Annotated in this window: 21 protein-coding genes; 6 read left to right on the top strand and 15 right to left on the bottom strand. The window is 43.2% G+C overall.

Annotation, left to right across the window (positions count from 1 at the left end; all coding sequences use genetic code 11):
- Positions 1-128: 128 nt before the first annotated feature.
- Positions 129-1,325 (top strand): transglutaminase-like domain-containing protein, encoded by a 1,197-nt coding sequence (locus CLV93_RS12140; RefSeq protein ID WP_170108932.1) that lies wholly within the window; start codon positions 129-131, stop codon positions 1,323-1,325.
- Positions 1,326-1,404: 79 nt separating this feature from the next.
- On the opposite strand, the gene CLV93_RS12135 is transcribed toward CLV93_RS12140, so the two are convergent.
- The 4 genes from CLV93_RS12135 to CLV93_RS12120 all read right to left on the bottom strand — a co-directional run bounded on the left by CLV93_RS12135 (position 1,405) and on the right by CLV93_RS12120 (position 4,035).
- Complete coding sequence (locus tag CLV93_RS12135) at positions 1,405-1,941, bottom strand: nitroreductase family protein (protein WP_106542464.1); 537 nt, start codon at positions 1,939-1,941, stop codon at positions 1,405-1,407.
- A gap of 118 nt (positions 1,942-2,059) precedes the next feature.
- The gene (locus CLV93_RS12130) at positions 2,060-2,539 is read right to left on the bottom strand and encodes a hypothetical protein (RefSeq protein WP_106542463.1); all 480 of its coding nucleotides are present in this window, start codon (positions 2,537-2,539) and stop codon (positions 2,060-2,062) included.
- Positions 2,540-3,055: 516 nt separating this feature from the next.
- On the bottom strand, positions 3,056-3,460 hold the full coding sequence (locus CLV93_RS12125; RefSeq protein ID WP_106542462.1) for a hypothetical protein: 405 nt from the start codon (positions 3,458-3,460) through the stop codon (positions 3,056-3,058).
- Entirely contained in the window at positions 3,457-4,035 is a 579-nt protein-coding gene (locus CLV93_RS12120; RefSeq protein ID WP_106542461.1) for an RNA polymerase sigma factor, read from the bottom strand. Before CLV93_RS12120 ends, CLV93_RS12125 begins: the two co-directional genes overlap by 4 nt.
- 206 nt (positions 4,036-4,241) lie before the next feature.
- Here CLV93_RS12120 and CLV93_RS12115 point away from each other — a divergent pair, with 206 nt between their 5' ends.
- Positions 4,242-4,583, top strand: coding sequence for a DUF6249 domain-containing protein (locus CLV93_RS12115; protein ID WP_106542460.1), 342 nt, complete (start codon positions 4,242-4,244; stop codon positions 4,581-4,583).
- A gap of 78 nt (positions 4,584-4,661) precedes the next feature.
- Here the strand turns inward: CLV93_RS12115 and CLV93_RS12110 are convergent, their stop codons facing one another.
- The gene (locus tag CLV93_RS12110) at positions 4,662-5,939 is read right to left on the bottom strand and encodes a M64 family metallopeptidase (protein ID WP_106542459.1); all 1,278 of its coding nucleotides are present in this window, start codon (positions 5,937-5,939) and stop codon (positions 4,662-4,664) included.
- A 72-nt stretch (positions 5,940-6,011) separates the two neighbouring features.
- On the opposite strand from CLV93_RS12110, the gene CLV93_RS12105 reads away from it, so the two are divergent.
- Positions 6,012-7,283 (top strand): mechanosensitive ion channel family protein, encoded by a 1,272-nt coding sequence (locus CLV93_RS12105; protein WP_106542458.1) that lies wholly within the window; start codon positions 6,012-6,014, stop codon positions 7,281-7,283.
- A 201-nt stretch (positions 7,284-7,484) separates the two neighbouring features.
- On the top strand, positions 7,485-7,988 hold the full coding sequence (locus CLV93_RS12100; protein ID WP_106542457.1) for an Lrp/AsnC ligand binding domain-containing protein: 504 nt from the start codon (positions 7,485-7,487) through the stop codon (positions 7,986-7,988).
- 32 nt (positions 7,989-8,020) lie between these two features.
- Here the strand turns inward: CLV93_RS12100 and CLV93_RS12095 are convergent, their stop codons facing one another.
- The 5 genes from CLV93_RS12095 to CLV93_RS12075 form a co-directional block, all read right to left on the bottom strand.
- Positions 8,021-8,383 (bottom strand): DUF3127 domain-containing protein, encoded by a 363-nt coding sequence (locus tag CLV93_RS12095; RefSeq protein ID WP_106542456.1) that lies wholly within the window; start codon positions 8,381-8,383, stop codon positions 8,021-8,023.
- A gap of 128 nt (positions 8,384-8,511) precedes the next feature.
- The gene (bamJ, locus tag CLV93_RS12090; protein WP_211297817.1) at positions 8,512-9,213 is read right to left on the bottom strand and encodes a BamJ family beta-barrel-assembly machinery protein; all 702 of its coding nucleotides are present in this window, start codon (positions 9,211-9,213) and stop codon (positions 8,512-8,514) included.
- Between the two features lie 53 nt (positions 9,214-9,266).
- Positions 9,267-9,881: a BamJ family beta-barrel-assembly machinery protein gene (gene bamJ, locus CLV93_RS12085; protein ID WP_106542455.1), complete on the bottom strand. Its 615-nt coding sequence runs from the start codon at positions 9,879-9,881 to the stop codon at positions 9,267-9,269.
- A gap of 87 nt (positions 9,882-9,968) precedes the next feature.
- Positions 9,969-10,634 carry a tRNA (5-methylaminomethyl-2-thiouridine)(34)-methyltransferase MnmC2 gene (gene mnmC2 / locus CLV93_RS12080; protein WP_106542454.1) on the bottom strand — a complete coding sequence of 222 codons (666 nt, stop codon included), beginning with the start codon at positions 10,632-10,634 and terminating at the stop codon, positions 9,969-9,971.
- 3 nt (positions 10,635-10,637) lie between these two features.
- Positions 10,638-12,071 (bottom strand): MATE family efflux transporter, encoded by a 1,434-nt coding sequence (locus CLV93_RS12075; RefSeq protein ID WP_211297816.1) that lies wholly within the window; start codon positions 12,069-12,071, stop codon positions 10,638-10,640.
- A gap of 101 nt (positions 12,072-12,172) precedes the next feature.
- Between CLV93_RS12075 and CLV93_RS12070 the strand changes: the two genes are divergently transcribed.
- The gene (locus CLV93_RS12070; protein ID WP_106542452.1) at positions 12,173-12,787 is read left to right on the top strand and encodes an L-threonylcarbamoyladenylate synthase; all 615 of its coding nucleotides are present in this window, start codon (positions 12,173-12,175) and stop codon (positions 12,785-12,787) included.
- Positions 12,788-12,797: 10 nt separating this feature from the next.
- On the opposite strand, the gene CLV93_RS12065 is transcribed toward CLV93_RS12070, so the two are convergent.
- From CLV93_RS12065 to ruvX, 5 genes are all read right to left on the bottom strand, one after another.
- A complete protein-coding gene (locus CLV93_RS12065) occupies positions 12,798-14,216 on the bottom strand; it encodes a TrkH family potassium uptake protein (RefSeq protein ID WP_246187214.1) in 1,419 nt (472 codons plus the stop codon).
- A 60-nt stretch (positions 14,217-14,276) separates the two neighbouring features.
- A complete protein-coding gene (gene trkA / locus CLV93_RS12060; RefSeq protein WP_106542450.1) occupies positions 14,277-15,611 on the bottom strand; it encodes a Trk system potassium transporter TrkA in 1,335 nt (444 codons plus the stop codon).
- Between the two features lie 42 nt (positions 15,612-15,653).
- Positions 15,654-17,765, bottom strand: coding sequence for a ComEC/Rec2 family competence protein (locus CLV93_RS12055; RefSeq protein ID WP_106542449.1), 2,112 nt, complete (start codon positions 17,763-17,765; stop codon positions 15,654-15,656).
- An 85-nt stretch (positions 17,766-17,850) separates the two neighbouring features.
- Positions 17,851-18,408: a peptide deformylase gene (def, locus tag CLV93_RS12050; protein ID WP_106542448.1), complete on the bottom strand. Its 558-nt coding sequence runs from the start codon at positions 18,406-18,408 to the stop codon at positions 17,851-17,853.
- Between the two features lie 5 nt (positions 18,409-18,413).
- Positions 18,414-18,836 (bottom strand): Holliday junction resolvase RuvX, encoded by a 423-nt coding sequence (gene ruvX / locus CLV93_RS12045; RefSeq protein WP_106542447.1) that lies wholly within the window; start codon positions 18,834-18,836, stop codon positions 18,414-18,416.
- A 330-nt stretch (positions 18,837-19,166) separates the two neighbouring features.
- Here ruvX and CLV93_RS12040 point away from each other — a divergent pair, with 330 nt between their 5' ends.
- Positions 19,167-19,910 carry a hypothetical protein gene (locus CLV93_RS12040; RefSeq protein WP_106542446.1) on the top strand — a complete coding sequence of 248 codons (744 nt, stop codon included), beginning with the start codon at positions 19,167-19,169 and terminating at the stop codon, positions 19,908-19,910.
- Positions 19,911-19,980 lie beyond the last annotated feature (70 nt).

The following is a 19,980-nucleotide window of genomic DNA, read 5'->3' as shown; positions in this document are numbered from 1 at the left end:
TGTATGAATTTGGATTCAATATGAATTAAGCTCTTCTGAAAACCAGATCATTATTGTTTTACCAAATATTTTGTGAGGCAGGCAAAAATATCTTAATTCGTGGAAATATTATTTAGTTAAACATGTCGATGTATCGAATACTAATAATCTTACTACTTGCCGGTTTTACTACTTCCTGTCATGATTCATGGCATCGTGACCTGAGCAAACAAGAAAGACAACTCGTACGGAAAGCGCTGCGAAAAGCGGACGATAACAAAAAAGAGTTGAAAATCGCGTTGAAAGATGCGAGTCATGATGAGAAGCAGGCGATGGCTTTCCTGATTGGCTATATGCCTGAGCGTGATTTGAAATGTCTTTCCGCCGAGTTTTTGATGAAGAACGTGGACAAAGCTTTTCAAGCCCGCGATAAATTCAAGTGGTGCGCTGCATTACCCGATTCTATTTTTTATAATGATGTTCTGCCTTACGCTGTTCTCTCAGAAAAGCGCCAGTGTTGGCGGGAGGATTTTTACAACTGGTTTGAACCGTTGGTAAAAAAAGCTCCGAATATTCGCGCGGCGATCGACAGCGTTAATCTCCATGTTAAAGATGTGCTAAAGGTGGAGTACAACACCAAACGGAAAAAAGTTGACCAGGCACCGTATGAATCCATTCAGCAAGGAATGGCAACCTGCACCGGTCTTTCTATTTTGCTTGTGGACGCTTTTCGTTCGGTTGGAATTCCAGCCCGCATTGCCGGAACGCCCATGTGGACCAATATGCGGGGAAATCATACGTGGGTGGAAGTTTGGATTGACGGGAAATGGTACTTTACCGAGTACTACATGGATGCGCTAAACAAAAGCTGGTTTCTGGCCGATGCCGGGAAAGCGGATCCGGAACAGCCGGAGCATCGCATTTACGCTACATCTTACAAGCCTACGGGGATGGTGTATCCGTTGGTGTGGGATGAACAGGCAACCTATGTACACGGCGTTGATGTAACCCAACGTTACATCGATTTGTACCGCAAACAAATGGCCAATAAACAGTTGGAAAAAGATGAGTTGTGGGTAAGGGTTGTATTGTTGAAGGACCCGAAAGCGCCAGAAGACGACAGCAATAACCGGGTGCATGAAAAAATAACTGTTACACACGATGGGGAGCAGGTCGACTTTGGATTCTCTCCGTCGCCAACTGATGATATGAATCGGCTTTTGCCTTTTCGTTTGAAGAAAGAAACAACTTACCAGTTTGAGTATATGGGGAAAGACAGCACGTTGAAGAAAAAGACCCTGACAACGGGTACAAGTGACCAGGAAATGCTGCGGTTATATATGTAAGAAAAAAACATGCTGCGATAGAAATAAAAAAAGAGAAGTCAGTTTTGGCTTCTCTTTTTCTTTGCAGAAGAAATGTTTTTCAGAATTTCATCTTCGAATCGTAGCTGTTCTTTCTGACTTTTGACCAAATCAGGTCGTCATCATCGAGAGGCGTTCTTTCCTGCCCTTTGTAGCCAATTCCAATAATGGAGAGAACTTCCATATCGGCCGGAATATCAAAATGGCGCCTCAAATACTGGGCTGCACTAATCTCCTCGTCATGCGAGCGGTTGCGAACCTGCACCCAGCACGAACCCAGGCCAAGAGACTCAGCTTCCACTTGAATGAGTGTCGACGCGATGGAGCAGTCTTCAACCCAAACATCACTCTTCCCGGGCGCACCCAAAATGATGATAGCTAATGGAGCATTGGCCAGAAAAGATGAACCATGAGGCTTCGTATAGGCCATGGCTTTTAGTTGGTCGGCGTCGTCGACAAGCAGAAACTCCCAGGGACGATTATTTTTCGAAGACGGTGCCAGTAAACCGGCGGTGATGAGTTGTTTAACTTTTTCAACTTCAACCGGTTTGTCGAGAAATTTTCTCGTACTGCGACGGTGGTAAAGTAGGTCGAGCATAGACGTTTTATTTTCAACAAAATTATAACCTTTCTGACAATTGTGGATGCGGTCCGAACATAAAAAAAAGCCTTCCGGTTACCGGAAGGCTTTACATCGTTTAATCCTGTGTGAATACTTACTGTAAAATGTGCTTGTAATTGTTGTTTACCAACTCAGGCAGGTATGCTGCAATGAGACTGAGCGCTGTTTGATCGTCTACAGGTTCTGAACTGATAATGCGTTGCTGTTTAACGGCTGCCAGGTTAATAACGTTGTCGCGAATAGCGCTGGGTACATGAGCCTCAGAATTTTTAATCAGGCGTGCTCCAAAACCTTTCTTTGAAGATACATAACGTACCTCGAGGAATTTACCACGAACGATGTATTGAGTTACACCTTTCTCAACCGATTTTACAATTTTAATACTGTTAGCTGAATTGGAATATTCCAGGTTCCATACATCGGTATGGCTGGTTCCCATATTTTCAACAGCTGTGATTTTGAAATCATTCAAATCATTGCTGTTTTCATTACCAATGGCAAATGTACTATTGCTGAAGAGTGATATAACCAATGCCATGATTGTAATTGCGAAATATTGCTTTAAGTTTTTCATGACTTAGAATTTTTAGTGTGTGTTTAACTGGTTTTAAATTGTAATTGATGATGCAAATCAACTACTTTTTTTGAATTCCGCAATCGCTTTTTGAAAGGGAAAATACCATTGGTGAGTGTTGCAAAAATGTGTCTACTTTATCTTTTAAATTAGGCGATTCAGGTTTTCGATTTCTTGGAAGTGTTCAATGGATTTTTGATTTCGGTTATATTCGGTTTTATTCATTTAAGTAACAAAATGAAAGTTGTATGTTGTACAGCATAAAAGTAAGCTTAAATTCATGTAATGGCCAATAAATCAATATATGAACATGTATTACAACTATGCTAAAACGGATAATTGACTTCACGAAAATTGAAATAGAAACGCTTTTGGTTATGAATTAAAAGTGAAAGTGGTGTTTTTGGTGGTTTTTGACTAATCGGACATCGATTAGAAGAGTTATATTTCATTGGACACAAAAAAATCCTTCATTTTAAAACGAAGGATTTCTCATTTATGATGGATTGTATTTGTTTAATTGTGTCGTGCCATTCGGGTATAAAGCTGGTCGAAGAACCAAAGGGCAATAATACTGAGGGCTCCAACACCGACAGCCGGCGATATTCGGTTCAGTTTCTCAAAAAAGTCCGCGATAAATGTCCAGATATATTCCAGGTTGATGCCGGCAACCGTTTGCGAATCAACTGTTGAATCAGCAACGCCCATGGCATTTTTCAACATGTAAAGCACAATGATCAGCAGGAAGAAGAAAATTCCAACAATCCACCAGGCTTTTCGGCTAATGATCGGTTTGTAAGCCGTTGGATTTTTTGACCACTCCGTCATAATCTCCTGCATGACTTTCCGATTGAAATCTCCGGGGGCTTTCTCCTCCGGCATCTCATGGAACCACTCCTGTAATTTGTCGTTGGTGCTCATAATATCGAAATTATCTCGTCCTTCAAAATACCCTTCAATAACTCAAAAAGTTTTTTTCGTCCCCGGTGAAGTTTCACCTTCACATTCGACTCGGTCAGATTGGTAACCTCGGTTATTTCAGTAACCGATAGCTCGTCGAAGTAAAACATCACCAGCAGACTGCGATCTTCGGGTGCCATTTTATTCAGTGCTGCCTGAAGATATTGTTGTCTTTCTTCTGCACTTAAACGACTCAAAGCCGTTTCGGTTTCTTCTACTTCCCCGTCAGTGATTCGAACGTCTTCGAGACTGACATCTCTTTTATTTTGCGATGAACGAAGTCTTGAAATGGCGTTGTTATATACAATCCGGTAAAACCATGTTTTGAATGCAGCGCCACCTTTAAACGACGGCAAAGCACGATAGGCTTTTATAAAGGCATCCTGTGCCGCTTCCTCTGCCTCTTCTCTGTTGATTAATATCTTCAGAGATACATGAAAAGCTAAGTCTTTGTACTTTTCAACCAGGTGAGAAAACGAACCGGGATCGCCATTTAAAATTTCCCGGATGTAATATTCGTCTTTGTTGGTTACCATTTCTGACCTATTAGACGATGCCCAATGTAGATTCGTTACACGTTACTGAATAAATTTACAATAAAGACTCCAAAAATGTAACTGACGTTGCGTAATATCTTTCTTAAGAATGGATTTCAGATGTCAAAAAAAATGAATAGAATGTGTAACCTGTTGAAAAACCCCGGCGTCAAAAGGGCAGAATGTTGAATTAAAAATCATGTGTTATGGCACCATTTGTTGTATCGATATTAGTTCCGATTGGCTTTTTTGCCATGTTGTTCGGAATTCTTTACGTGTACTATTCTACACGTAATCGTGAGCGTCTGGCGATGATTGAAAAAGGAGCTGATGCTTCCTTGTTTCAAAATCCCGATCGAGTTTCCAATATATTCAAGTGGGGAATGTTTATGGTCGGTATCGCAGTGGGAATCATTTTGGCATCGGCTTTATCTTCTGCGAATGTTTTAGCTGAAGAAGTTGCTTATCCTTCTATGATCTTCCTTTTTGGAGGCTTGTCACTTATCGTTGTTCATTTGATTGAACGGAAAAGAGAAACGAAAGAGTAAGAAGAGATGATAGCTGGTTGATGGACAAAAAAGGGCTGCAGTAATTTGCAGCCCTTTTTTATTGCTATCGGAATACGATTATTTTGTGTACGTATCGATGACCCGGGTGATGGCCCTTTTACAAACAGGACAAAAACCTGGTGCTTCGTTGGATTTCATCCGGCAGTCTTCGTACGGACTGTAAACTCCTTTACTCATATAACCTCCGCCTTCGAAAGCACCTACTTTGTTTTTGTATTCCGGAGTGCGTGGTGTCGGAATTGGTGTGGAAGGAGCAACCATGTCTTTCCATTTCTTTCCAAAGTCGACCAGAGTCGTCAAATTGGGTTCCCATGGCTCCACTTTCAGATTGTAATAATCTTCGTATGCTACTGTCGAAGTGTAATATTCATCGCCTAGTCCGGCAAATCCGTGCCCGAATTCATGTACAAATACCAGTTTCGACAAGTTGTGGTCGGCTGTACAAACGTTGATGAAATTGTAAAATCCACCTCCGCCGTATTTCACCGAATTGACCAGCACAATTACCTGGTCGTAAGGAACACATGCAGCGGCATCACTGACCGATTTCATGTCGGTCGTGGTCAGATAGCGTGGCACATCGAATGTGTAGAAGGTTGTATTGAAAGCGGTGTTTTTGTATACATGCTGGCCGGGAATATCGGTCCCGGAGTCAACCGATGGCGTTTCCACCGCATAAACGTTGAATTTATTTTTGTTTTCAGAAAACGGCGATACGGTGAAAAGGTAATTGGTCATGCGGGTGGCATCGCGGACAAACTTGTCCATCTGGTCGGCTGTGTAACCTTCGGCTAAAATGGCAATGTCGACATGATTTTCCGGTTTACCGGAATTCACAATATCAACCACTTTTTCTTTCGCCGGTGCTTCATTGATGATGAAATAGTTTTTCGGGTCGATATCGGTCTGAAAAACCGAAACAAATTTGCCGTCCCAGTTTCGTTGGTCAATTTCAAGACTGACTTCATTTTTTGGAAACGGAAAACGAAGCACTTGGTAGAACGAACGCTCTTGTTTTTTTGCTTCTGCTGTAGTTTGCCATTCCTGGAAAAGGGGTGCAAAGCCACGGCTGAAAATCAATTTGCCGCTTTTTTTATCGAATACTCTGTAACGATAAGCTCCCAGGTTCAATGTATCAACCAAATAATCGTGGGAACCACTCCAGAACTTTTCCCGTTTTGTGGCAGCGGGGAAGACATGAACGGTTTTGTTGTTTCCGGCGAGTAAATAGTCAAAGCGAAGTGCTCCATCCGTAAAATATTGTCCGAATCGGGGAGAGGATATAGCAGAAAAGGGTAATAATATGAAAAGTATGTTTATCAGGATGTTTTTCATGAAGGTATCTTTAGTTATTTTTGTTTTCGTGGACGGTAAATTAATCAACCTTTTTTATTTAAAAGCATAAAAATGTCAACATATTATAATTGGATCAAGAACCTCCTTCTCGATGTTTCTCAAAATGAGCAGATGGCTGTATTTTTTTCGGCGCTTGTCGTTCTTATCAGTATTGCAGCCCTTTCCGGCATTTTCCATTTGATTCTGCGTGCTGCATTGCGCGGTATTTTTTCCAAAATTGTGAAACGCACCCGTTTCGAGTGGGACGATATTTTGTTTAAGAACCGGGTTTTTAATGTGCTGGCACATATTGCTCCGGTTATGATTATTGGATGGGCCTCCAACTTTGCCGGGAGTGATATTCATTGGATGGATGAAATATTAAATGGCCTGGCGAGGATATATTTGATTGTTGTCATCATTGCATTATTGAACAGACTTTTAACAGCTTCCCTCGATATCTACCAGACGTATCCTTTCTCGAAAGAACGTCCTATTAAGGGATATGTGCAGTTGATGAAGCTGTTGCTCTACTTTGTCGGCGCTATCTTTTTGATTTCTGTTTTGATCTCGAAAAGTCCGGGAAACCTCTTTACCGGGTTGGGCGCGATGGCTGCCGTGCTAATGTTTGTATTTAAAGATCCGATTCTTGGTTTCGTTGCCAGTATTCAATTGGCGGCCAATAAAATGGTGAAGCCCGGAGATTGGGTTTCTCTACCCTCGTACAATGCCGATGGAACCGTGGAAGATATTTCCCTCACATCGGTGAAAGTTCAAAACTGGGACAAAACCATTACCACCATTCCAACTTATGCTTTGGTTTCGGGCTCGATGACCAACTGGATCGGGATGGAAGAATCAGGCGGTCGCCGTATCAAGCGGTCCATTAATATTGATATGACGACAGTGCGTTTTGCTGATACTAAGTTGCTGGAACATCTTCGCCAGTTTTCACTTATCAGGGAATATGTTGAGAAAAAAGAAGAGGAGGTAAAAGAATACAACAGGGCCAAACAGCTCGATGAGCGTGATTATGTTTCCGGCAGGCGGCAGACTAACCTGGGAATTTTCCGGAAGTATCTCGAGGCTTATTTGCATGCTCATCCTGGCGTACATGATGAGATGACCTTCCTGATTCGTCATTTGCAACCAACTGAAAAAGGAATCCCGGTCGAGATTTATGTGTTCAGCAAGGATCAGCGGTGGGCAAACTACGAAGAACTGCAGGCCGATATCTTCGATCATATTCTGGCTGTGCTACCTGAATTCGGGTTGCGGGTTTTCCAGAATCCTTCCGGTGAAGATTTTCGCATTTTGAAGCACATCAGTAATAATGATGCTTGATTTTCGTATGTTTGCATTCCCCAATAGTGAAGGGATACAGCGCCATCGGTGAATTTTATATTGTTTTAATACAATGTTTTGTGAGGTGGAGAGTTTCCCGTTTTTCACTATAGAATTATGGAATCATTTATGCTGATGTTTTATAACATTGAACCTTTTAAAGTATAAAAAAAATAGCCATTTTTGTGACAAATTGAAAGTATGGTAAAAAAGTATAATGCAGAAAATGAAGAGGAGTTTCAGGAGCAAATCATCCAAATCGATGATTTAGACAGGAAAATATTGAAGCTCATCACCACCAATGCCCGTATTCCTTTTTTGGAAGTGGCCCGCGAATGTGGTGTTTCCGGCGCTGCGATTCATCAACGTGTTCAGCGCCTGTTGAATTTAGGTGTAGTTACCGGTTCTGAATTTATTGTGAGTCCGCAAAAGCTTGGATACAATACCTGCGCTTATATGGGGATTTATCTCGAAAAAGCCAGTTACGACAGAAAAGTAGTGAAGCAATTGCGTGAAATTTCAGAGATTGTCGAGTGCCATCATACCACTGGGCAGTATGCTATCTTCATAAAAATACAGACCAAAACGAATAAGCATCTGAAAAAGATTATCGATACCGACCTTCAGGGTATCGACGGAATTTCCCGGACGGAGACCTTTATCTCTTTAGAACAGGAATTCAAGCGGCAAATTCCAATAAAATAAAAAAACTCCCGGCTCATCAACCGGGAGTTTTTTTAGAAAGGTAAATCGCCGCCATCGTCTTCCGTTTCCGGCGGGATATCGTTCTCATTAAATGGTGGCGGATTAAATGCTTCCGGTTCCCCGCTCGCCTTATCGATGCGATAAGCATTCACATTATGGAACCATCTTCCGTTATATTCTCTCGACTCTACACTAAAGGACACTTCTACCTCCATATTGCTGTTGAAGCCCTCCAGCAGGTTGATTTTGTCGTTGAATAAGGTAAAGCAAATCTTTTTCGGGTACTGCTCGTCAGTTTCAATGACAAATTCCTGTTTCCGCCATTCTCCTCTGGCGCTGGTTCCGGTTACAACTGGAAGCAACTGTTCAATCCGTCCCTTTACTTTAAAACTCATAATCTGGTTTCTCTTTTAAGTAACGTTTGTCTGTCGGTTGATAAAAAGCAAGACCCGGAAGAGCATGTGCTGTTCCGAGTCCTGATTATGTTCTTTTTCCGGGTTGGTGTCAACCCATGAAAATCGGATTATTTTTCAATTCCCAAAAGGTGAACTTCGAAAATCAGGGTCGAGTTAGGACCGATGTCTTTACCTGCACCACGCTTGCCATAAGCCAAATCAGCAGGGATGTAAAGCATCCATTCTGAACCAACAGGCATCATTTCCAGTGCTTCAGTCCATCCTTTGATTACGCGGTCAACCTGGAAAGTAACTGGTTTGCCACGCTCTATTGAGCTGTCAAATACTTTACCGTCGATGGTTTTTCCGGTATAATCAACTTTTACTTTCTGTCCGGCTTTCGGTACAGGACCGTTGCCTTGCTTGATGATTTTATACTGGAGACCGCTATCGGTAGTTTTTACACTATCGTTTTTAGCGTTTTCTTCCAGGAATTTCTGACCAGCTTCCAGGTTTTTCTGGGCCAGTGCGTCCTGAATTTTAGAGAAGAAAGACTGAATAACTGTACGTCCTTTTTCAGAAGGAATTTTCAGGTCTTTTTCCATCAACATATCTTCAAATCCAGCCAGCATGATACTTGAATCAAGTTTTACACCGCCCGGAGTGTTTTTCAGGTTATTCTTAATGTTGTTTCCCAGATCAACACCAATGGCGTAGCTGGCAGAGTCGGCAGCTGTTTTGAGCGTAACATTACGGCTCGGCTGCTGATTGCAAGATGCCATCACCAATACTGCAGCAACAAGGATAAGTGCAATTTTGAAAATTTTCATAGTTGTGTAAATGTTAAAATTTTAGTGCAAAGACTTTATAATTAAGTTTATTCTTATTTCACAATTTCCAGTAGTTCTACTTCGAAAATCAGGGTCGCGTTAGGACCAATCACGCCACCAGCGCCGTTCTCTCCGTAAGCCAGGTGCGGCGGAATAAACAATTTCCATTTGGAACCTACAGGCATCAGTTGGAGTGCTTCCTGCCATCCCTGGATAACTCCGTTAACCGGGAATGTTGCTGGTTCGCCTCGTTGTACAGAGCTGTCAAATACGCTGCCGTCAATCAGGGTTCCGTGATAGTGACATTTTACGTTGTCAGTAGCTGAAGGCAATTCGCCGTCGCCTTGTGTCATCACTTCAAACTGCATCCCGCTCGGGAGTTCTTCAACGTGTTGTTTCTTTTTATTTTCTTCTAAATATGCTTTTCCGGCGGTCAGGTTTGCATCTTTTTCTTTGTCCTGAACCCGGCTGATATATTCCTGGATAATCTGATTGGCTTCGTCGGCGCTTATCTGTGGCATCTTTCCTTCATACGCATCTTTGATAGCCATATCAAAGGCTTCGGTATCAATTGTTTTGATTCCTGAGCCAATGAGGTTGCTAGCGACGCTTAAGCCAATGGAATAACTAAATTTTTCTACTTGTGAGTTTAACTCCTTTTTTGACATAATAATATTGAGCTTTTTATGTCTTGCGAAGATATACTTTTTCAATGAGGAGACCTTTGGCTAGCTGTTAAAAAAACCAAAAGAAAATCATGGTTTTCTACCTCTTAGCATTTCTCTTTTTCCCGGTGGGCCGGGAATTCTTTCCACCTGAAAACCTGCCGACTGCATCGTTCTCCTGACTGCTCCTTTGGCGCTGTAGGTTACCAGAATTCCGTCTTTAGTCATGTGAGCGAAGATAGCCGCAAATATTTCGGGCGACCAAAGTTTGGGTTGTTTATCCGGGGCAAAAGCGTCGAAGTAAACCAAATCAAACTGTGGCAGTGCCTGAAAATTGAAGCTGGTTAAATCTCCTTCTATTTTTTGTAGCTGAAAAGTGGCGTTTATCTTATTCAGCTTTTCCCACTGGCAATTATGGAGTTGCGCGAATAATTTGTTTTCCTCATTCTCTGAGGCAGGCTCCGGATTCAATTTCTGCCATTCTTGTTCCTGTAAAGGGAATTTCTCTATGGTATAGTATTTTATATTTCGCTGTTGACGCTTGCTTTCCACAGCCGTGAGAAAAGCATTCAGGCCGGTACCAAAACCTACTTCAAAAATGGTTAGGTTCTTTCCGGAATGCATATTCAACCCAGCATCGATAAAAACGTGCATCGATTCCTGTTTGGCTCCGTGAATGGAATGGTAATGCTCGTCCATATCCGGAACGTAGAGCGTATGAGAGCCATCTTCGGTTTTCAGTATCTTCCGTTCCATTGCTTATTTCGTTTTGGTGCCGAGAAATTGCTGCCTGATACGATTCGGAATCAGTCGGATAAACTGTAATGGTCGCTCTTGAGCAGCCAGGTTATCGGGATGTTTGGTGACCACACGGTAGAACCAGATAAACAGGATGGTCCCTTTCAGGATGGAGGTGATGGAGAGACTCCACCATACGCCGAGTAACCCCAGCGAAGTTCCCAGTGCCAACGCCAGCGCGATGGGGATTCGCATTCCGGTTAACGTTATTCCAATAATTGAAGGCGGCATCGTACGTCCGATTCCGTTAAACGCTCCGGATGTTGCAATCTCCATGCACATGAATATTTGCGAGTATCCCAGAATTTCCAGGTATTTACCGCCCATCTGGATGGCATCGTGTTCGGGAATGAATATGCCAAACACTTGTTTGCCGAATCCCACGAAAAGAAGGCCGACAATTAGTCCTACGATGCTGCTGAAACCTACCGTGATGAGGAATCCTTTGTAGATACGTTCCCACTTGGCAGCGCCAAAGTTCTGTCCCACAAAAGCTCCCAGTGCAGTGGCGAATCCGCTGGCGGTCATCCAGCTTAAGGCTTCAATTTGTGCCCCAACACTTTGTACAGCAATGGGAAGTGCTCCCCAGCGCCCAACAATGCGGGCCAGAATCATCGCAAAAATCGCGAACAAAATACTTTGCATGGCTACCGGTAGCCCCAGTTTAAAAATCTTTCGCATGTAGGGAATGTTCAAACCGGTAATGATACTGGCCTTTTTTAAAGGCGATTTGCCTCTTCTTATTCTGATAATAAACAACAGCAACACCAGTCCCTGCGATGCAACGGTAGCATAAGCCGCACCATTGGACCCCATCTGCGGAATGGGACCAACTCCGAAAATCAATAAGGGATCGGCTACAATATTCAGGAGCAATCCAATTGAGTTTATCCGGAAAGGTAGTTTTGAGTTTCCAGCTCCGGTGAATACGCCGGAGAACGTCGGATTGGAATAGTAAAGCAGCGAGCCGGCTGAAACAATCCGGAGATAGGAAACAGCATTGTGGTTAACTGCAGTATTGGTTAACTTAAAAAAGCCGATTAACCCGGGAGCAAAAAGGTAAGTTAGAATTCCGTAGAGAATGGCCAGTACCAAAGCCCCTGTGAGTGATTGTTGCGCAAAGGTAATGGCTCTTTTTTTGTCGCCTGCGCCGAGAGATTGAGAAACCCCGACTTCAGCTCCGGTTCGGGTTATCAGCATGAGCGAAATGCCGAGCCAGGTGAAGAACGTAGCTGCACCGACAGCGGCTACAGCATCACTACCCACGCGCCCCAGCCAAATCATATCAATCATACTGTAGGCCATCTGAATGAAAGATGTGCCCATGATGGGAACCGATAGCTTGATTATCTGTTGTGGTATATGTCCGTACGTCAGATCAGTAGACTGCTTCAAAACTGAGAATCTTTTATGATTAATCGCGGGCGAATTTAGTCTGAAAAAATTAATTTTAAGCAATCTTGCCGGATATTGCTCCGACATAAAGCAAGAACGCTATGTTGATACGTATTTATGATGAGAATCCAAATCAGAGGGACATTCTGAAGGTGGTTGAGGTTCTGCGGAACGGTGGTGTCATCGTTTATCCAACCGATACAATTTACGGTATTGGTTGTGATATTACGCAGCCCAAAGCCGTTGAGCGGGTGGCCCGACTGAAAAATCTGAAACCGGAAAAAGCTGACTTTTCCTTTATTTGTCATGACCTGAGCCATATATCCGATTTTAGCAAGCCCATTTCCAATCCGGTTTTTAAGATGATGAAGAAGAATTTACCGGGACCGTTTACTTTTATTATTCAGGCGAATAGCCAAGTGCCAAAAATGTTTAAAAACCGGAAGAAGAGCGTCGGTGTGAGAGTCCCGGATAACAACATTATTCGTGAGATCGTTCGCGAACTGGGGAACCCGGTTATGTCGACCTCAGTTCGGGATGAGGATGAAATTCTGGAATATACGACCGACCCCGAACTGATTGAAGAAAAGTTTGGCGATTTGGTCGATTTGGTGATTGATGGCGGGTACGGCGATAATATTCCTTCTACGGTAGTTGATTGTACCGGCGATGTTCCGGAGATTGTCCGTCAGGGAAAAGGTGAATTAATCGAATGAAGTTTCCTGTTTAGTTTTTCCAGAAAGAAGGAGTAAACAGAATCAGGATGGTGAACAACTCCAGCCGTCCTAATAGCATCAGGAAGGAGAGGAACCACTTACCGAAAGCGGGGACGTGATAGAAATTCTCCGCGGGGCCTACATTTCCTAACCCCGGGCCAATATTGCCGAGGCTGGTGGCGACAGCTCCTATCGCTGAGCTCAGATCAGGTTCGATAAATGTGTAAACCACAACACTTCCGAAAAAGACCAGTACGTAAATCATGAAAAAGGCCAGAACGTTCAGCATAATCTGATCGGAAACGGTCCGTTGATTGAATCTGACGGGAATCACGGCATTGGGATGAATGAGCCGCCTTAGTTCGTACCAGCTGTTTTTCAAAAGCAGCACAATACGCACAATTTTGATACTACCTCCGGTTGATCCCGCGGAACCTCCGAAGAAGAAAAGCGAAAAGAGAAATACCGTCATGATTGCCGGCCATTTCAGGTAATCGGCTGTAGCGTAACCGGTAGTTGTAATGATGGAAACAACCTGGAAAAGTGCTTCCCGGAAGGAATGCTCGAATCCGGTATTGGTATTTCGCATCAAGCCTAGTGTAATGATGGCTGTGAAGAATAAAACGAAAAATCCGTACCACCGGAACTCCTCATTTGCCCAGGCTTTCTTCAATTTCCCGTTAAGGGCAAGATATGAGAGAGTGAAGTTTGTTCCCGCCAAAAACATAAATATGGTTATAACATACTGAATGTAAGGCGATGTAAAGAATGCGATGCTGGCCTGCTTTGTTGAGTAACCACCTGTTGCCATGGTCGTGAAGGAGTGGCAAACTGCATCGAACAGCGGCATTTTTCCGATGTAGAGCAAAACGGTTTCCAGAACGGTAAAGAGCACGTATATTCCCCAAAGGCGCTTGGCGGTCTGCTTGATTCGCGGATGTAACTTGTCTGGCGTAGGGCCGGGAACTTCAGCGACAAATAGCTGCATCCCTCCAATTCCCAGAGCAGGAAGAATGGCCAGTGAGAGAACAATGATTCCCATACCGCCCAACCATTGCGTCATGCTTCGCCAGAACAATATTCCGTGTGGAAGTGCTTCAATATCTGTCAGGATGGATGAACCGGTGGTGGTAAATCCCGACATGGTTTCGAAAAAAGCATTGGTAAACGAGGGAATAAAATCTCCTATCATGAAAGGCAGGCTTCCAAACAAGGAAAATACAATCCAGGTTAACGTGACGATGATATAGCCATCGCGCTTGGCAATATGATTGGAACTTTTTCTTCCGAGAAGAAAGAGAATGCCTCCGGAAACAGCTGTAATTCCGATAGCGTAGAGAAAAGAGGTTACATCAGGGCCACCGTAGCCAATTGCCACCAGGAGTGCAATAAGCATGGCTGCTGCTTCTACAACGAGAAGCAGTCCCATTATTTTTACGATGACCTTGAAATTAAACACAGAATTTCTTCTCTTTAGGCTGGTTTGGAATTACTTAAAGAATTTCGAAAGTTTCTTCAAAGCTGAAGGAAGGGTGAAAACAACCACTTTGTCACCTTCCACGAATTTAGTATCGCCGTTGGCAATATAACCCTGGTCCTGCCGGATGTATCCACCGATGGTCGCATTTTCCGGAAAACTCAGTTCATGGATGGCTTTCCGGGTCACCAGTGAGTCTTTTTTCACAATGAATTCGAGAACTTCCGCATCTGACGCCGTCAGACATTTTACGTGCGACACTTCGGCATTCAACGTAAAACGATAAATATAAGATGCTGCCAGCAGCTTTTTGTTAATCACACCGCCAATACCAATCCGCTCGGCAAAATCGATGTAATCGATGTTCTCGACTTCAGCAATGGTACGTTTAACACCGACTTTCTTCGCCAGTTGACAGGAAAGAATATTCGTTTCGGAATTTCCGGTTACGGCAATAAAGGCATCCATCTGGTCGATTCCTTCGGTCTTCAGCAAGTCCATATCGCGGCCGTCGCCATGAATAACCAGCGCTTTGTTCGCTTTTTCGGCTACCTTCAGGCTGCGCGCCTTATCTTGCTCGATGAGTTTGACATTGAAATGTTCGCCCAGTCGCATGGCTGTTTTCATACCAATCCGGCTTCCGCCGAGAATCATCACATTCTTTACCTCGAACTTTTTCTTTCCGGCTTTTTCAAGAATGGATGGAACGGTGGTTGGATTGGATACAAAGAAAACGATGTCTCCAATTAGTATTTTATCATCTCCGTGAGGGATGATGGTTTCTGATTCACGAGTGATGGCTACTGCTCTAAACTCTTCTTTCTCCTGAGCTAACTCACGAAGCGTTTTACCAACAATCTTGTTATTGCTGCGGATTTTTACACCGAACAAAATCAACTTGCCGCCCGAAAATTCATGAATCAGGCGTGTGCTGGTCTGCTTCAGATAGGTGACAATTTCTTTTGCCGCCAGATGTTCCGGGTAGATCAATTCGTCGATTCCCAGACTGGCGAAGTATTCTCTATTTTGAGGAAAAAGAAATTCCTGGTTGTCAATACGGGCGACCGTTTTACCGGCCCCAAGGTGTTTGGCCAACTGACAGGCCACAATGTTACGCTCTTCGTAGGGCGTTACCGCAATGAACAAGTCGGCATGCTGAACGCCGGTTTCCTTGAGATCGCTAACCGATATTGCTGCTCCAATCACCGTCAGTACATCGAGCATTGAGGAAATATTATTCAGTTTTTCCTCGTTGTCGTCCAGCAGGACAATATCGTGATCTTCTTTAGATAACATTTTAGCGAGGTGTGTTCCCACCTCACCGGCACCGGCAATTACAATTTTCATAATTCTCCCAGCCAAATTTTAAATGCACCGCAAAGTAAATTATTAATGAGTTATATATCCAATTTTGATGCCACTTTTTTTGTTTTTATCTGAAATCAAGATGTTTGCGCTTAACGCACCTTTATCGGGAAGCGAGTGTATGTTTTTCGGAAGCATATCACTTTTTTCTTCTTTTTCCGATCTTTTATCAGAAAACAAAGGGGTGTTCGTAACAAATTGTGCAACAAGGGATTCTTTTGCCTCGAATTTGGTAATGTCCTTTCGATAGATTTTGTGCAGATAAATCAGGTCGGTTGGCGGCATAAACTCAGTTATTTCTGCTTTTTCAGGGCTCCAAATCTTCATGCCGGCAAAGTTTATCATGTTGTTTTTCTTTTTCAGAAATGGAAATTGCTGCGCACTTTTTCCTGATAAAGGAATAATGACTGACGATTTTATACCATGCAATTGCTCGAAGGGTTTCATGTAAATGCCCATTTTTTGTCGGGTTATTATCGAATCTTCCGAGGAAATCCAGACGATGTTTTTACCGTGAACGGCAGCAATTAGCGTTTTTCGGGGAACATGGAAGAAAACGATTTCGCGTTGGGTTAAAATTCGATACTTGTTAATCGTCGTTATTCCTGCCAGGATGATGAATGAGACCAGTATCAGCTGGAGGAAAATTCTTTGTTTCCTGATAATAAATAGCGTGAGAAAGATAATGACGAGAAAAGAAGTGAGCAACATCGGGGCGGTGAATGAAATATTGGGAATAACTGCTCCGGGAACTGTGTTGACTGCCCAGACAGAAGCGAGCAGGGCTTTAACTAATATGTGTAGTAAAAAGGCAATGGCTTTGCCGATGAACGGAATGAATGAAAGAGTGAGCAAAAGAAATGCGGTGTAAATAATTAATGTGGTTAAAGGAATGGCGAATAGATTGGTCAACCAGAAATAAACGGGGAATTGATGAAAGTAAAAGATGGAAAGCGGCGAAACGCCAACCTGAGCTGCCAGCGAAACGGTTAACAACCCCCAGATTTTATCGAGCCACCAGTTGCTTATGTAAATGGTGTGGTAAATCATTGGCTGGAAGAATACGATGGAGAGAACAGCTGCATACGACAATTGGAATCCTACCTCAAAAAGTAGGTTAGGATTTACGAGTAACAGCAAAAATGCTGATGCAGCGAGCGTGTTGTAAATGTTGTTCTGCCGGTTGATGTTCTCACCGATGGCAATGAATGAAAACATAGTGGCGGCGCGTTGAACGGAGGGAGAAAGCCCGGTGATGAAAGCATAAATCCAAATAATTGCAAGTAATATGAACAGCCGGGCTAAACGACCTTTCCGATGTGTTTTTAGGAATTTGAGCAGAAAGCTGAAAACAAAGTAGATAATTCCCACATGCAGGCCTGATACAGCCAGAATGTGAATCGCGCCCGAGTTGGCAAATTCTGATTTTATTTCCGGATCGATATTTTCACGATCGCCCAATACCAACGCCGATAATATGCTCATTTCGTCGCCGGAAAAGCCATATCGTTCAAATATGCTTAGGAGATGTTCCCGGACGATCAGCGCTTTTTGCCGGAGGTTTAATCCGACTTTTCCCGTAGTGATGAAATAATCTTTCGTCCGGAGGTAAAGCCGGTGCGTAATATGATGTCTGAGCATGTAAGCCCGGTAGTTGAATTCGCCGGGATTGCTTGGTGGTTCGATAGCTGATGGTTGGCGATGAAAGGCGATTACCTGGCCAGGAATTAGGTTAACCGCTGTCGAATCTTTTTCCAGGTAGGTTAATATGTTTTGCTTTTCGGGAAGGAGTTGCAGGATGGTTTTGAACGAGTTCGCTTTTTCTTCCGGGTAACCGACTACAACAGCAAAATGGGGTGTTTTGTCAGGTATCGGTTTCGGCTGGTATTGTCGTTGCTGGTACCAGTGCCATCCGAAAATGAACAGGAAAAAATAGAGGAGAGTACCGAACAAAGGCGCTGTCCTGTAGCCCGCTCGACGAAATGTTATTAGTAAGAGAAAAAGAGTGGAGAGTCCTGCGAGTCCAATATACAATGGGAATCCTTCAATGGAATAGCCGGCGACAGTTCCGGCGACGAATGGAAGGAGAAAACGGAAGAAAGGAACTCGACGAAGATGGTCAGTCAGGCTGGTCATAAAAATGAGATTACCGTAATCACATGATTTAAATTACGATAATCTCACTAAAATACCTTGAATATCAGAAGCGAATTTGCCTCAATTAGATTTTTGGAAGCTTTATCCGGTAAGAGGGCTGTACTTTCCCTTTGGTAATTGCCGTCAGTTTACTTTTCAGCAAACGCTTTTTCAAAGGAGTAGCGTAGTCAACAAATAGAATCCCATCGAGGTGATCGTACTCGTGTTGCAAAACCCTGGCGGCAAATCCTTCGAATACTTTGTCATGCTCCACCCAATTTTCATCGAAATACTTCATGCGGATACGGCCTTTCCGTTTCACCTCTTCCCGGATAAACGGAATGCTCAGACAACCTTCTTCCATGAGCACTTCTTCACCGTCTTTTTCGATGATATGAGGATTGATGAATGCTTTTTTGAAGTCTTTTAACTCTGGTTCTTCGTCAGCCATGGGCGTGGCATCGACCACAAAAACACGGATTGACAATCCAACCTGTGGTGCGGCCAGTCCTACTCCCTCTGCATTATACATGGTTTCGAACATGTTATCGATAAGTTCCTGCAGACCTTCGTAGTCTTTGTCAATGTCCGGTGTTACTTTTCGTAAAACCGGGTCGCCGAAAACGGTTACAGGTAAAATCATGCTGTTTATTTTTTGTATTTATTTTCTTCCAAATAAGATTGTAAAATGATGGTGGCACTTACGGCATCTACCATTGCTTTGTCCTGACGCGACTTTTTTCGCAAGCCGGCATCAATCATGCTCTGAAACGCGATTTTCGATGTAAAGCGCTCATCAATTTGCTTAACAGGCATGTCGGGATAGAGTTTGCTGAATTTTTTCAGAAACGGATTGATGTACCGTATTGATTCAGATGGTTCGTTGTTTAATTGTACCGGGTAACCGATAACGAGCAATTCAACATCTTCCTTTTTTAAATAGTCACTCAGAAAATCCCAGATTTCGTGTGTTGCTACTGTCGTGAGCCTGCTGGCGATTAACTGAAGCGGATCGGTTACCGCTACTCCAACTCGCTTTCTGCCGTAATCGAGGGCCAGAATCCTTCCCATGTTGTTTTTGATTTTCAGGGGGCAAAGATACACGATTATTTGATTTTTTCTCATTTCAGTATAAAGGGATTACGAATGTTGCCGGAAACTTTTGTGAAAGGATTCGATAGTAAATAAGATTAAAATGGAATGCAGATGTGAAAAATAATGTTGTTGTAATGTGTTTGTATACAGGGTTTTTTAGTTTGTCGTGTAATCTTTACTCTTATCTTTTCTTAACAATTTGCCCGGTTTTGGCACGGGCTTTGATTTTGCTAGAGCAAAGAATGAGGTATACCATTACGACGACGTCGGGAAATATTGAAGTTTAACTTTAAAAACCCGAAAGCTATGAAAACGATAAAATTCCATAAAATAAGCGCTACTGTATTTTTGATGGCTGTTTTATCAGTCGCTGCCGTAAATCCTGCATTTGCACAGAGGCGCACCCGGAAATATCAGCCTGAGAGGCGTGAACATTCCAAAGGGAAATACGAAAACAGAGATCATCGTTCAAGCGACAGGGAAAGAAACAACCGTAGCCAACGAAATGATGATCGGTTCAAGAAAAATAATCACAACCGTGATCGTGATCATGACCAAAACTACGCGTACCATACGCCACGTTACAATCGCGATAACGACCGGAACTGGAACAGAAACAAGCATTGGAATAATAAACGGGATTGGAACAAAAATAGGCACTGGGACAACGACCGGCGCTGGCACAGGGAACATCCCGTATATGTAAATCACCCTCATTACAGAATCCCCCGTTACAACGGAAGAGTACGGGTTTATGCCAGGGCTCCGTGGGGACGTCGCCATCCGATGGTAATCAGGCATAAGTATGGAGATATCTACTGTTTCGGTGGAGACTTCTACACTTATTACCCCAAATATGGATATGTGCAGATTCAGTTACCTCGTGATATGGTATTTGCAACGATACCAAGAGGAGCCGTAAGAGTCAGAGTGAATGGTCACTTGATGTTCCGGTTGGGAGATGTATATTTTGAACTGGGTTCACGAGGATACCGCATTGCCAATTACCATAGATATCCCGAAATGTATGGATACGCCGACCGTTATTAATCAATCAGAATAGCTTGCAAAAAGCAGCAAAAAAGAAGGGTGCCCGTTAGGACACCCTTTTCTTTTATTT

The organism is Prolixibacter denitrificans (assembly GCF_003014495.1).
Classification (GTDB): domain Bacteria; phylum Bacteroidota; class Bacteroidia; order Bacteroidales; family Prolixibacteraceae; genus Prolixibacter; species Prolixibacter denitrificans.
This window is presented reverse-complemented; position numbering and strand designations above follow the sequence as displayed.